The 12,675-nt window shown below is 62.5% G+C and carries 13 protein-coding genes; 5 read left to right on the forward strand and 8 right to left on the reverse strand.

The annotated features are described in order from the left end of the window. The first annotated feature begins 1 nt into the window (after position 1). Both E2N92_RS01130 and cls read left to right on the forward strand, forming a co-directional pair. Complete coding sequence (locus E2N92_RS01130; RefSeq protein ID WP_220681869.1) at positions 2-751, forward strand: ABC transporter permease; 750 nt, start codon at positions 2-4, stop codon at positions 749-751. Positions 752-834: 83 nt separating this feature from the next. Then, positions 835-2,265: a cardiolipin synthase gene (gene cls / locus E2N92_RS01135; protein ID WP_220681870.1), complete on the forward strand. Its 1,431-nt coding sequence runs from the start codon at positions 835-837 to the stop codon at positions 2,263-2,265. A gap of 600 nt (positions 2,266-2,865) precedes the next feature. On the opposite strand, the gene E2N92_RS01140 is transcribed toward cls, so the two are convergent. The 4 genes from E2N92_RS01140 to E2N92_RS01155 all read right to left on the reverse strand — a co-directional run bounded on the left by E2N92_RS01140 (position 2,866) and on the right by E2N92_RS01155 (position 5,822). Next, complete coding sequence (locus E2N92_RS01140; protein WP_220681871.1) at positions 2,866-3,717, reverse strand: PHP domain-containing protein; 852 nt, start codon at positions 3,715-3,717, stop codon at positions 2,866-2,868. Positions 3,718-3,848: 131 nt separating this feature from the next. After that, on the reverse strand, positions 3,849-4,307 hold the full coding sequence (locus tag E2N92_RS01145; RefSeq protein WP_246589268.1) for an LURP-one-related/scramblase family protein: 459 nt from the start codon (positions 4,305-4,307) through the stop codon (positions 3,849-3,851). A 70-nt stretch (positions 4,308-4,377) separates the two neighbouring features. Next, on the reverse strand, positions 4,378-4,899 hold the full coding sequence (locus E2N92_RS01150; protein ID WP_220681873.1) for a DUF1269 domain-containing protein: 522 nt from the start codon (positions 4,897-4,899) through the stop codon (positions 4,378-4,380). Between the two features lie 68 nt (positions 4,900-4,967). Then, positions 4,968-5,822: a bile acid:sodium symporter family protein gene (locus E2N92_RS01155; RefSeq protein ID WP_220681874.1), complete on the reverse strand. Its 855-nt coding sequence runs from the start codon at positions 5,820-5,822 to the stop codon at positions 4,968-4,970. 323 nt (positions 5,823-6,145) lie between these two features. Between E2N92_RS01155 and E2N92_RS01160 the strand changes: the two genes are divergently transcribed. Continuing rightward, positions 6,146-7,138: a hypothetical protein gene (locus E2N92_RS01160; RefSeq protein WP_220681875.1), complete on the forward strand. Its 993-nt coding sequence runs from the start codon at positions 6,146-6,148 to the stop codon at positions 7,136-7,138. A 51-nt stretch (positions 7,139-7,189) separates the two neighbouring features. On the opposite strand, the gene E2N92_RS01165 is transcribed toward E2N92_RS01160, so the two are convergent. Then, entirely contained in the window at positions 7,190-7,786 is a 597-nt protein-coding gene (locus E2N92_RS01165; protein WP_220681876.1) for an HAAS signaling domain-containing protein, read from the reverse strand. Between the two features lie 18 nt (positions 7,787-7,804). Continuing rightward, entirely contained in the window at positions 7,805-8,134 is a 330-nt protein-coding gene (locus E2N92_RS01170; RefSeq protein WP_220681877.1) for a PadR family transcriptional regulator, read from the reverse strand. A 293-nt stretch (positions 8,135-8,427) separates the two neighbouring features. Between E2N92_RS01170 and E2N92_RS01175 the strand changes: the two genes are divergently transcribed. Beyond that, positions 8,428-9,216 carry a winged helix-turn-helix transcriptional regulator gene (locus E2N92_RS01175; protein WP_220681878.1) on the forward strand — a complete coding sequence of 263 codons (789 nt, stop codon included), beginning with the start codon at positions 8,428-8,430 and terminating at the stop codon, positions 9,214-9,216. A gap of 98 nt (positions 9,217-9,314) precedes the next feature. On the opposite strand, the gene upp is transcribed toward E2N92_RS01175, so the two are convergent. Both upp and E2N92_RS01185 read right to left on the reverse strand, forming a co-directional pair. Next, complete coding sequence (upp, locus tag E2N92_RS01180) at positions 9,315-9,944, reverse strand: uracil phosphoribosyltransferase (protein WP_220681879.1); 630 nt, start codon at positions 9,942-9,944, stop codon at positions 9,315-9,317. Then, on the reverse strand, positions 9,941-11,143 hold the full coding sequence (locus tag E2N92_RS01185; RefSeq protein WP_246589269.1) for a uracil-xanthine permease family protein: 1,203 nt from the start codon (positions 11,141-11,143) through the stop codon (positions 9,941-9,943). The genes upp and E2N92_RS01185 overlap by 4 nt, the downstream gene beginning before the upstream one ends. 407 nt (positions 11,144-11,550) lie before the next feature. On the opposite strand from E2N92_RS01185, the gene E2N92_RS01190 reads away from it, so the two are divergent. Then, positions 11,551-12,654 (forward strand): TolB family protein, encoded by a 1,104-nt coding sequence (locus E2N92_RS01190; protein ID WP_220681881.1) that lies wholly within the window; start codon positions 11,551-11,553, stop codon positions 12,652-12,654. The last annotated feature ends 21 nt before the right edge of the window (positions 12,655-12,675 follow it).

The following is a 12,675-nucleotide window of genomic DNA, read 5'->3' on the forward strand; positions in this document are numbered from 1 at the left end:
CATGGACATCGTCTACACCATCTGGCTGCGAAACATCAAACTCTACCTCCGTTCACGGAGCAGGATCGTCGGCAGCCTCGGGATGCCCCTCTTCTTCCTGGTGATCATGGGCTTCGGGCTGAACGAGGTGGTGCGGATCCCGGGCGCCGAGGAGGGCTATGTCGCATTCCTCATCCCGGGCATCGTCTCGATGAGCGTCCTCTTCACCTCCATCTTCTCAGGCATCCAGGTCATCTGGGACAAGCAGTTCGGGTTTCTCAAGGAGACCCTGGTCGCCCCGGTCTCCAGGATCGAGATCATGCTGGGCCAGACGTTTGGAGGTGCCACGACGGCGTTCATCCAGGGCGTGATCATCCTGGTGCTCTCGCTCTTCATCGGGCTGCAACTCACCAATCCGGCCGGGTTCGTCATCGCATTTCTCTTCATGCTCCTCATCGGCGTGACCTTCACCGCCTTCGGGATCGGCATCGCATCCAGGATGGAGGACATGCACGGGTTCCAGCTCGTCATGAACTTTGTCGTCTTCCCGATCTTCGGCCTCTCGGGCGCGCTGTTCCCCATCAGCAGCCTCCCGTCCTGGCTCAGGCCGTTCACGCTCCTTGACCCCCTCACCTACGGGGTGGAGGGGATACGCTACGGGCTCTCCGGCTCGGCCCAGATCGATCCGCTCCTCTGCGGTATCGTGCTGAGCGGGTGCGCCGTCGTGATGACCGTCGTCGGGGCCTATCTCTTCAGAAAGATCACGGTATGAGAGGGGGGAGGGCGCCGGCGCTCCCGGCGAGTGTCGGCCCTCTCTCGAAACCCATATCTCGCCTCCCACCGATGAGGATGATAATGGACTGGACACTCATCCTCAGCGTCATCCTCTTCTTCAACATCCTCTTCGCCATCGTCGTCGTCTTCTTCGAACGCAAAAACCCCACCGCCGCCCTGGCATGGCTGATGGTGCTCTTCCTCCTGCCCCCGCTCGGGTTTGCCCTGTACCTCATCTTCGGGCAGAACTTCACCAGGCAGAAGATGTTCACCCTCAAGGAGGAGGCCGACCAGTACCTCAAAGGGCTCTTCGAGGAGCAGCACCAGGACCTGGTCGACCGCGAGTTCAGGTTTGCAAACCCGGCGGCCGAACAATACCGCGACACCATCCTCGCCCTCCTCAGGAACAACCAGGCGCTCGTGACCGAGAAGAACGAGGTCGAGGTCTACACCGACGGGAAAGAGAAGTTCGCCGCCCTCTTCGAAGCCATCGGTGCGGCACGTCACCACATCCACCTGGAATATTTCATCGTCAACGACGACGAACTCGGGCGCTCGGTCGTCCATGCCCTCGCGGAGAAGGCGAAGGAAGGCGTCGAGGTCCGTCTCCTCTTCGACGCCGTCGGGACGCGGGCAGGCGGCGGGTCGAAGGAGGCCTTCCGCGAACTGACCGACGCCGGGGGCGAGATCGGGGTCTTCTTCCCCTCGCTGTACCGGGTCAACTACCGCAACCACCGAAAGATCGCCGTCATCGACGGGACGGTCGGGTTCATCGGCGGGTTCAACATCGGCGACGAGTACCTGGGCACCGGGCCGCTCGGATACTGGCGGGACACCGCGGTCAGGATCACCGGGCGGGCCGTAAACATGCTGCAGCTGCGGTTCTTCCTCGACTGGAACCATGCGACCGGCGAGTACCACGGCTCCGACCCGGTCTACTTCCCGGACCCCGAGGTGCCCGGCACCGTCCCGGTCCAGATCGTCTCGGGCGGCCCCGACACCAGGTGGAGCCCGATCAAGGAGGGCTACATCAAGCTGATCAACTCGGCCCGGTCGTCGGTGTATATCCAGAGCCCGTACTTCGTCCCCGACGAGAGCGTCACCGACGCCCTCCGCCTCGCGGCGCTCTCCGGCGTCGACGTGCGGGTGATGATCCCCTGCAAGCCCGACCATCCGTTCGTCTACTGGGCCAGTCTCTCCTTTGTCGGCGACCTCCTCGACGCCGGCGTGCGGGCCTACACCTACGACAACGGCTTCATCCACGCCAAGACCATCGTCGTCGACGGGACGGCGGGCTCGGTCGGGAGCGCCAACTGGGATGTGCGGAGTTTCAAGTTGAACTTCGAGGCGAACGCCTTCTTCTACGATACAACGGTCGGGGGCGAGATGAAGCGGCGGTTTGTCCGGGACCTCGAGGTCTGCACCGAGATCACGCCTGAACTTTATGCCGCCCGGCCCAGGTGGGTCAGGATGAAGGAGTCGGTCTCCCGCCTCTTCTCCCCGCTGGGGTAGGGGTCTGTGGTTAAAAGATCCTGAGAACCGATCGGACGGACGGGCCGCCCCCATCGCAGAATCTTCACCGCTGTCTCGCGCCGGGGGTTTCACCCCCGGACCCCCACGGATGAAGATAGCCGAGGGGCGGCACGGCGCTGTGCTCCTCCCGATGCCCTTGAGTTAAGGGATCAAGGGTTTACCATGAAAATGATCCAGATGATCGGCTCTCCAGATTTTTTATGATGACCTGGCCTCTTTAGGGTCCCTCAAGGGAGATACGCAGAGAAAATAATACCTCCGCTGAATGATTCCATCCTCTGCCTTCCCGGCCCAATCGCAATTCCGGGGGACCGGGGGCAGCGCCCCCGGCGTAAGCGTGTGGGAAGGCTTGATGATCGGACGGGCCGCCCTCATCGCAGACTCTTCACCGTCATCTCGCGCCGGGGGGCTTTGCCCCCCGGACCCCTCACGGACGAAGATAGCCAGGGGGCGGCGATAGAGTGGTGTTCACGCTCACCGCACCATCGCAACGGAATAATCATGGACTATTCCACACCCGAAGATTTCATCAGAAAAATTTTCATCCCGTATGCTTGAGCCCGAGGCTCATGCCCGATTCTACTTCCCCATCCCCTCAAAAAACGTCTCCCTGATCCGGCTCCTGAGAATCGGGATGGCGTACGGGATGTGGTGGGGGAGGACCGCCGCCCCCATCATCGCCTTCTCGGCGAGGGTGCGTTCCCGCCCGACCACGACGGTCTTGCGATGCACGACGGCCTCCAGAAACTCCTCCACACTCTCCGCCTCGGCACAGGTGACGACGCCGCCGAGTTCGCGGAGGAGGTGGGCATCGGTCCCGCCGGTCCGACCAAGGCCATGGCTCCGGGCGAGGTCGGCGGCGGCGAGGTTGTGGGCGCGGGCCATCCCGCCGCAGATCACCTCCAGGGCGTCGAGGCGGTCGAAGGTCTCGGCCTCGATGCACCCGCGCTCGATCCCCTGCCGCATGCCGCGGTTCAGGAAGGCGTAGCCGCAGGGGTGCGCCTCGACGGCGACGCAGTGATAGCCCTCCCGGGCGTCCAGGACCTCTGCCGTCGTCATCTTTATCGCGAGGCACGGACCCTCTCTCTTCTTCCTCTCGATGTGGCGGCGGTAGAAGTCGGTGAGGTCGGAGAGTGCCGGGAAGTACAGGAGGAGGTGGGGGCCGTCGTCGGCGCTCACCTCGATCCCCGGGATGACCGGAACACCGCTCCCGGCCCGGCAGGCCTCGACGGCCCCGCCGACCTGGTTGTGGTCGGTGACCGCGCACCCGATCCCCTGCCTTGCGGCCGATTGCAGGAGGTCTTGCACCCTGGTGGAGGAGTCGGAGTGGTTGGTGTGGACGTGGAGGTCGGCGGCAAGGAAACCCGGGCGTGCGGTCTCTTCAGGGGTCGGCGTCTTGAAGACGATCGGGGTGGATGGAGGTGCGGTCATCGGCGTGGTCCGTCGATCGATCTATCTGTTCTCGGGGCGAGAAAAAAGGTCTCATCGTACCGGTCCGTGAGCTTCTGACGATGAAATGGAAGGGAGGCGACCTGCCTACCCCCTTCTCTTCCGCGTCTCGTTCACTGCATCAGGTCCAGCGCCGCCGTAACGGCGAGAAAGAGGGCGGCGTCCTCGTCGGGCGCCACCTCCACGCCATACGTCTCCCTCATGCGGAACCATTTCCTGGAGACCTCCGCGACCCGTTCGCGTCCTCGCTTGATCTGGTACTCGTGGCCCAGGATATTGCCCTGCACCGTCAGGTCGGGCCCGCCGGCGATCTCAACCGTCCAGCGGTGGCGGAGCGGGGAGACCAGCACTTTTTTCACCGTGGCCGCGACCTCGTCGCCCCGATAGATCGCCGTCGTCTCCCGCACCCCGGGCGCCGCCTCCCTGATGGTGTAGCGTTCCTCTCCCGCCACGGTGCGAAAGACCAGCATATCCCTGAGTCTGAGGGCCTTGCCGTCCACAGAATAGGCCCGCGCACCCGCGTCGTCCTCGATGAAATAGTCGTCTCCGATGGAGACGAGTCTCTCGCGCATCTTATACCGATGACTTCCCCGTGAGCGGCGGACCAGCGCGCCTCTCCCTTCCCTTCCTCTCATGATCCGCTCACACCGCAGGTGCGGCCACCTTCTCCTTCTCTTCGGGCGCCTCCCCGAAGGCCTCGCGGAGTTTTGTTTCGCTCTCGTCGGTCAGCGAGGTCTTGATCACCGTGCCCCTGAACTCCTCCATCTCCTTGAGGAACTTGTCGGGGGTGACCTCCTTGATCAGCATGAAGACCGCCGAACCCCCGGGCTTCACGGTCTCCGAGACCTCCTTGATGAAGGCGTCGTCGATCCCGTAGTCGGTGAGGTGCCCGGCCAGCGCCCCGGTGACGGCCCCGATCGCCAGGCCCAGGAGCGGCATCAGAAAGATGATCCCGATGAGAAGTCCCCAGAAACTCCCGCTCAGCGCCCCCAGGCCGGCAAGACTCATCGACTGTTTGACGTCGGTCTTCCCGTCCTGGTGGCGGACGACGACGACCAGGTCTTCGAGCCCGATGAGATGCTCCTTGCTCATCCGGGCAAGTTTGTCCCTGACCCGGAACGCCGTCTGTTCGTCGTCGAATGCGACGACCACTAAATCACTCATGATCTCCCCTCCGGTCAACCCGGATAGGAATGCGGATCGCGCCGGCACGATATATAGGCATATGCCTCTCAGGCCCGCCTGCCCATCTCGCCGCCGACGACCATCAGGATCACGAGTCCGATCAGTCCGACTACCAGCACCATGACGATGACGTCGGGGTCGGTGAAGTTGACGGCCGCCACCGCCGTCGCCGCCGCGAGGTTTCGCTGCGCCGTCCCGACGGCAAGCACCCGCCGTATCTCGCCCTTCCTCCCGCCGAGGACATACCCGACAGCGCAGGAGATGAGGAGAAAGATCGCCGCGGCGAGGACGGCGGTGCTGCCGACGACTCCGGCGAGGTCGCTGAGATAGGCCACAAAGAAGGCGACCATCAGCACGACCAGGGCCAGGCCTGACGCCCGGGACATGACCGGCGCCACACCCTCCGCGATCGCCTGATACCTGGCCCTGACGCCGAGGGCGAGAGCGAGAGGGAGGAGCATCAGGAAAACAAGTGACCGTGCGATCTCCCATGGGCTGACAGCGATTCCAGGCAATGCCAGCGGGAGGACGAGGGGGAGGTAGGCAATGGTCACCACCATCAGGAGCACCATCAGACCCACCGAGAATGCGCGGTCCCCCTTCGCCACCTCGGCGAGTTTGGGCAGGAACGGCGCACCTGCGGCACACCCGATGAGGAGCAGACCGACGGCGAGGCCTTCGGTGAGTGGAAAGATCACCAGGAGCACCACCGCAAGGAGAGGGACCAGCACAAAGTTTGCCGCCAAAGCCCTCGCCACCAGGCGCAGGTCTCTGAGCGGTTCGAGGATTTCAGGCACAGTCAGGGTGAACCCCATCGCCAGCATGCTGCAGACCACAAAGACGAGTACGGCGAGATACCCGATACTCTCAAGAAACTGGGTGAAACTCACGGTTTCGACCATCTCTCGTCATCTCGTTTTCTGGTGTTCGGTCCGCAGTGGAGGGACGGTGCATGGCCGTGCATTTATAGGTACGTATCATCGGTGCAGGGGACGGTGGCCCCTGAACTTCTATGGATGTAAGGGATATTCGATCGATCCAAATAAATATCATAATAATTGTTTTCTAATCAATGCGATCGCCGGAGCGGTACTTTTCACCTGTTATTTCATCAAAGAAAACTCTATTCGCCTGCATTATCGCCTCAATCGTTCTGATATCCCCCGGAGCGGCAGACCCCTGGGAGGTCACCAGACTCTCCCCACACGATTATGCCTGGGATGAGGTGGCGGTCTCCGGCGACCGCCTTGTCGGACAGGCCTCGCTTCCGGCCGACGGGATCGTCCTCTGCTCCCTCTCGACCGGCGAGATTCAGTACCTCGACCGGGAGACCGACGGCTTCGAGAGTGGTGCGCCCGATATCTCCGGCGACTATGCCGTCTGGGTCAGGGTTCCCGGGAACGTCACGACCGATGGCGGCGAAGTAGTCCTCGCCGACCTCGTGAACGGCACGCAGGAGGTGATCGACGAGGGGCACCGGTACGACGGGCGGGTCAGGATCGCGGGCGATCGCGTCTGCTGGATGGAACGCGAGTCTTCGGGAACGGACGTCGTCTCGACGCTCAGGGTGCACGGGATCCGGGAGAATCGGACCTGGAGCGTCAAGACCTTCAAGGGCTCTGCGGCCCTCGGCGAGATCGAGGGAGAATGGGTCGTCTGTACGGACCCGGAACAGAAAAACGCGGTCGTGGCCCTCAATATCACGGACCGGAGCGAAGTCGTCCTCTCGGGCCCGGTTCGAAACCCCGAAGATTTTTCGATCTCAGAAGGACGGGTGCTCTGGGTGAAAAAAGACATCAACGGACTCTTCAGCAGGAAACCATGCGCCGTCCAGAGGATCTCGATAGACTCGGTTCTCTCCCTCATCTCCCTCCCTGACGGCGGCATCATTGACCTGGCAGCCGCCTCGCTCTCCGGCGAGGGCAGAGGGCCGGGAGATTTTTTGATGAACGGGGCCGACCTGGGGTATGCCGCGATCGAGGGCGACCATGCCGCATGGGTGCTGAGAGCGTATGCAGGCAAAACCAGCACCTCCGCGATCGTGGTGCGCCGGATCTCTGACGGTGCGGAGAGCAGGATCACACGGAACGGCACGGTCAGGGCGTTGACGATCGCCGACGGAAGGTTGGTCTGGCGGGAGAGCGCGGGTCAGGTGTACCTCGCCGTCCCGATCCCTCCCCCAGACGATCACTCCTGCAGGACGGCGGCGAGGGGATAAAACCCCCTCAGATCACGAGACGATTGACGTTCGGACTCGATCGCAGCAGGGTCACCGTTCATTGCCGTACGCCCTCCTGACGACCGAGAGGTTCATCCCGGCGTATCGTGCCATTGCCCGCACGAAGGAGCGTGCCGGGTAGATGCTCCCGACGCTCACCAGCAGGCCGAGGGCGATGAGCCCGACGGCCGTTGCAACCCTGGCAAGCGGCGTCTCGAAGGGCATGACCACCGTCATGCCGGCCGGTATGGCCGCGGGCACGGCCGTGACGACCAGAGCCACGATGCCGCCGAATACGAGGGAGACGCCGGTCATGAAGATCGCGAAGATAATGGAGGCGACGACGACGATCGGCACCAGGGCGATACAGAAATTGAAGAGCCCGAGGCCGAGCGTCGCCAGTGCGGCGCGGCAGAGGGCGGAAAACGATCCGGTCCGCTCGGCGGTCTCGATATGTGAGGCGGCGAGCAGTTGTTTCCCGAGTTCGTCCGGGTCTCCGAGGGCGGCGGCGATCGCCGCCTCGGTCCGTCCGGCCTCGACGCCGGCGGCAAAGTGTTCTTCGTAATCGGCGACGATCTCTTGCACCTCGTCGTCGGGAAGACTGTTCAGGCGCGACTTCAGTCTTTCAAGAAATTCGGATTTTTCCATCTATCTCATCTCTCAGTATCACTCGAAGGTTCTCTCATCTTCATCCCCGAGAAATCGGTTGACCTCTCCGACGAAGGAGAACCACTCCTCCCGCAGGCGATGCTCGAAGGCGCTCCCGCTCTCGGTGAGGCGGTAATATTTCCTGGGCGGCCCTCCGGTCGATTCCCGGATGTACGTCTCAAGATGCCCTTCCTTCTTCAGGCGCCGCAGGAGCGGATAGATCGTACCCTCCGAGATCTCCACGGTCTCAGAGATCTCCTGGACGATCTCGTACCCGTAGCACGCTCTCCTGGAGAGGAGCGAGAGGACGCAGAGGTCGAGGACTCCTTTCTTAAACTGGACATTCATGGACTCATCTCGTGCTCATATCCGTGCAATGCACTGTTGCGTGCGAGACACAGTATCGTGCATTGCACACTAATGTGTGATGGTGCCATATGAATACCTTCCTTTTCTCGACGCGCCGGCGCGGGAGATATAATTTTAAGAATATCTCTCTCCCGAGAACGCTCTCCATCAATCAGGGAACAATTAGACGATCGGCCCATAAAGTTTAAGGGCCGACGTCCCGACTCAGAGTATGCCGATACCGCGCAGACCCTTTGCCGCGACCGCCCCCCCCCAACACCGGGAATAGAGCCATGCATCATAGAAGTACCGCCGCCGTTTTTGCCCTCCTCCTGACACTCGTCTTCGTCTGGAGCCCGGCGGCGGCGAAGATCGTCGTCGAACCCGGACCCTCGGAGATCCCTACCGACGGGATCAACATCGACGACGAGGAGTTCGTACCGCTCTGGCAGGTCTCGCCGATGCGGTTGCTCACGTACTACACGCTCATCTACTGCCCCGCCCTCGCCGTGCCGGTCTGCCTCCTCTATTCATCCGGCATCCTGGCATTCCTCGGCTACCGTCGCGCCTCGCGTCAACGCCCCTCCGAAAGCTCCACCCGCCAGCAGATCTTTGCCTGCATCAGGGAGAACCCGGGCATCACGGTGCCGGGGATCGCCGGTGCAACCGCGTTCAGTCGCGGCACGGTGAACTACCATCTCTTCCGTCTGCAAAGGAGGGGCCTTGTCCACCGGAAGGGGCAGGGGAACACCTTCGGCTACTTTGCATACACCGACGACCTCGACGCAACAGAGGAGCACCTTCTCATGCACCTCAAGAACCGGACCAAAAAGAACCTTCTCGCTCTCCTGCTGGAGGCACCGGGGATTTCCCAGTCTGAGGCCGCAGAGGCGATCGAGGTCTCGAGGCCGACGGTCGCCTGGCACATGGAGCGGCTCATCAGAGACGGGCTCGTCGAGGCCAGGAGAGAAGGACGGATGCTGCACTACCGGCTTGCGCCCGACGCCGGGGAGATGATTAAGAGAGAGATGAGAGGAGGCACAGACGAAGAGATGGACGATGCAGGGACTGCGGCGGCCTGAATAGTGCAGTGAGCCCGCACTCGATCTCAGGAAAAAGGGCCCCGGAGAACCGCTCATGAAACCTTTGTTTCAGGCAATTCGGTAGAGCCAAAAAAAGATTATTTTGTCCCGAAGAGACGGTCCCCGGCATCGCCGAGACCGGGCATGATGTAGCCCTTCTCGTTGAGGTGGTCGTCGACCACCGCCGGGATGATCTCGACGTCGGGATGGTCGGCCTTCATCCGGGCAAGCCCCTCGGGCGCCGCCAGGATGCAGAGGACCTTGATGCTCTTCACGCCCGCCTTCTTCAGCATCGAACAGACCGCGGAGGTGGTCCCGCCGGTGGCGAGCATCGGGTCGAGGACATAGTTCCTCCTGAGATGCACGTTCTCGGCCAGTTTCGCATAGTAGAGCTGCGGTTCGAGCGTGTCCTCGTCGCGGTAATAGCCGATGTAGCTGATCTTGGCACTCGGGATGATGCTCAGGAACCCCTCCTGCATCCCGATACCGGCACGGAAGACCGGGACGATGGAAGGATCCTCTTCCAGGAACATCTCGACCTCCATCTTCCGGCCCTGCCACCCGTCGATGGTGGTCGTCTCGAGTTCGAGGTCGCGGGTCGCCTCGTAGGTCAGCAGGGAGGTGACCTCGGTCACGATCTGCCTGAAGTCCTTGGGCCTTGTCCCGGCGTCACGGAGCATATTGATCTTGTGTGTGATGACCGGGTGGGAGACTGGCCTGACGGTCATTCTGCCGCCACCCCCTGGGGTTCAGGGATCACCAGGTTGAGGACGACGCCGATGATCGCCGCGAGCCCGATCCCGGCCAGTTTGAATTCGCCGAACGGGATGAACAGCCCGCCGATTGCGGTGATCAGCACGATGGAGGCGATGACCGCGTTCTTCTGGGTCGTCAGGTCGACATGGTTCCTGACCAGCTGGTTGATACCAAGACTTGCGATGAGCCCGAAGAGGAGGATCATCACGCCGCCCATCACCGGGATGGGGATGCTGTGCAGGGCGGCGCCGATCTTGCCGACGAACGCAAAGCAGATCGCAAAGACGGCTGCGGCGGTCATGATAAGCGGGTTGAACTGCTTGGTCAGCGCCACCGCACCGGTTACCTCGGAGTAGGTGGTGTTCGGCGGTCCGCCGATGAACGAGGCGACGAAGGTAGCGATCCCGTCGCCCAGCATGGTACGGTGGACACCGGGATCCTCCAGGTAGTTCTTGCCGGTGACTGACCCGATGGCCAGGATGTCCCCGAAGTGCTCGATGGCCGGGGCGATCGCGACCGGGACGATGAAGAGGATGGCCTCAAGATTCCACTCAGGCAGGGTGAAGGCTGGGACGGCAAACCAGGCCGCCTTGACGATCCCCGAATAGTTGACGATCCCGAGCGCGGCCGAGAGGGCGTACCCCGCTGCAATCCCGCAGAGGATCGGGATCAGTCTGAGCCATCCCTTCGTGAAGGTGAAGACCACCAGCGTCGTCAGGAGCGAGAACCCTGAGATGAGCAGCGCCGTCTCGACCGGCACGATCTGGACGCCGCCGGCGATCCCGAGTGCCATGTTCACGGCGGCCGGAGCGAGGGAAAGACCGATCGCGCAGATGACCGGACCGACCACCACCGGCGGGAAGAGCCTGTTGATGAGGCCCACGCCGGAGAACCTGATGACAAAACTCAGCACCACATAGAACAGACCGGCCGCGGCAAGGCCGCAGAGGGTGCTGGGTATGCCCCATGCCGCGACACCATAGGAGATCGCCGGAATGAACGCAAAAGAGGAGGCAAGAAAGATCGGTACTTTCATTCGTGTAATCAACTGGAAGATCAGGGTTCCAATACCCGCCGTGAAGAGCGCGACATTCGGATCCAGCCCGGTGAGGAGCGGGACGATGACAAGCGCACCGAAGGCGACGAAAAGGATCTGAACCCCCAGACACATCTCTTTGATACTTATAGTCACTCGTTCGTGGCCCATAGGATTACCTCAGTCTGATGAACTGTGAATAGGAACGAGTCTGCACCGGCATGACGCATCAGACGCGGTGCTCCCATACTTCCTGCTGAAATTTTTACGATTCGTGATGAATATAGCTATGCATCTTCTTTGCCGGAACCTCCCTGATTATCGGTCTGATCGGCGGGCCGGGCCGCCGGCATGGCGTGCGCTTCTCCGGGCATGCAGGTGGATCCGACCCTGAAAGATCGCCCGGATCCGGGCGGCGGCGGGGGGGGCCGGAGACCGACCCCTCACCGGAGTTCTTCTCATCCCCGCGCAGGGGCGGGAAAGAACTGCGGGTCGATTTCAGAAGATATATGGTGCTGCGGGCAGAGGGCACTCTGAAGCGTATGGGTATGAAGATCATTCTCATCTGGACCGCCTTCATCCTGCTGGCTGGTCTGGTCGGCACTGTTGCCGCCGGCGACCTGCCTCAGGCGCCGGGCACCCTCGTCGCCCTCACCGACGGCGACGACCTCGTCGGCAGGCACTGGCCGGCGATCGACGGCGACCATGTGGTCTGGACATGGTACGACAGAGAGGACCGGACCGGCATCGCCCTCCGGACCCTCTCGACCGGCGAGGAGGTGAACTTCTCCCGGCGGTTCCGTGCGAACAACAATCCCCGCGTCTCGGGAGATTTTCTCGTCCGGATCGACGACAGCGAGCGCGAGCGCGACCCGCCGGGGCGCAGAGAGGACGTCTATCTCTATAATATCTCGTCCGGGGAGACGACCTGCATCAGTTCCGAGACCGCCGGGCCGCGGAGTCTTGCCATCTCCGGGGATTATGTTGTCTGGGAAGACCTGCGAGACCGGCAGGGGGATATCTATCTCTACCAGATCAGCACCGGGGAGGAGCGGGCGGTCTGCACGGACTGGGCCTCGCAGAGCGGTCCCGATGTCTCAGGCGATCGGATCGTCTGGACCGACCGGCGCTGTGAGAATGACGACGTCTATCTCTATACCATCACGACCGGCGAGGAGCGGGCGCTCACCTCTGCGCCCACCGACGAGAGCGGACCCTCCATCTCAGGCGACCGGGTTGTCTGGGTATCATCGTCAGGTGAAGTGCGCTTCCACAATCTCACCACCGGCGGGACGTGCGTGCTCGCGAATTCGTCGGCCACGAAGAGCGGCCCCTCCATCTCGGGCGACCTGGTTGTCTGGACCGAGTATGTCTTCAGGGAGAGCGACGTCCCCGACGCCGACACCCATCTCTTCGACCTCGCGACCGGCGAGGAGATGATCGTCCATCCCTTTGGTTCTCATTCCATGAGCGACGACCCCATCTCGGGCAACCGCATCGTCTGGGAAGAAGGAAATTCTGTCATGCTCTTCACCTATGAGCGCGACGGGACGCCGCCGCCGGCGCCGACGACGGAGTCCCCGGCCTCGCTCGCCGCCCTCATGGCCGCGCTGGCCCTCGTCTTCGCGGCCCGGCGGCAGGGCTAAACGCCGCAACCCATATATCCG

It is taken from the genome of Methanofollis formosanus (genome assembly GCF_019633745.1).
Taxonomy (GTDB): Archaea; Halobacteriota; Methanomicrobia; order Methanomicrobiales; family Methanofollaceae; genus Methanofollis; species Methanofollis formosanus.

Coding starts and splice junctions, on each gene's coding strand:
- E2N92_RS01130 (WP_220681869.1), top strand. CDS start 2: ATGGACATCGTCTACACCATCTGGCTGCGAAACATCAAACTCTACCTC.
- cls (WP_220681870.1), top strand. CDS start 835: ATGGACTGGACACTCATCCTCAGCGTCATCCTCTTCTTCAACATCCTC.
- E2N92_RS01140 (WP_220681871.1), bottom strand. CDS start 3,717: ATGACCGCACCTCCATCCACCCCGATCGTCTTCAAGACGCCGACCCCT.
- E2N92_RS01145 (WP_246589268.1), bottom strand. CDS start 4,307: ATGCGCGAGAGACTCGTCTCCATCGGAGACGACTATTTCATCGAGGAC.
- E2N92_RS01150 (WP_220681873.1), bottom strand. CDS start 4,899: ATGAGTGATTTAGTGGTCGTCGCATTCGACGACGAACAGACGGCGTTC.
- E2N92_RS01155 (WP_220681874.1), bottom strand. CDS start 5,822: ATGGTCGAAACCGTGAGTTTCACCCAGTTTCTTGAGAGTATCGGGTAT.
- E2N92_RS01165 (WP_220681876.1), bottom strand. CDS start 7,786: ATGGAAAAATCCGAATTTCTTGAAAGACTGAAGTCGCGCCTGAACAGT.
- E2N92_RS01170 (WP_220681877.1), bottom strand. CDS start 8,134: ATGAATGTCCAGTTTAAGAAAGGAGTCCTCGACCTCTGCGTCCTCTCG.
- E2N92_RS01175 (WP_220681878.1), top strand. CDS start 8,428: ATGCATCATAGAAGTACCGCCGCCGTTTTTGCCCTCCTCCTGACACTC.
- upp (WP_220681879.1), bottom strand. CDS start 9,944: ATGACCGTCAGGCCAGTCTCCCACCCGGTCATCACACACAAGATCAAT.
- E2N92_RS01185 (WP_246589269.1), bottom strand. CDS start 11,143: ATGTGTCTGGGGGTTCAGATCCTTTTCGTCGCCTTCGGTGCGCTTGTC.
- E2N92_RS01190 (WP_220681881.1), top strand. CDS start 11,551: ATGGGTATGAAGATCATTCTCATCTGGACCGCCTTCATCCTGCTGGCT.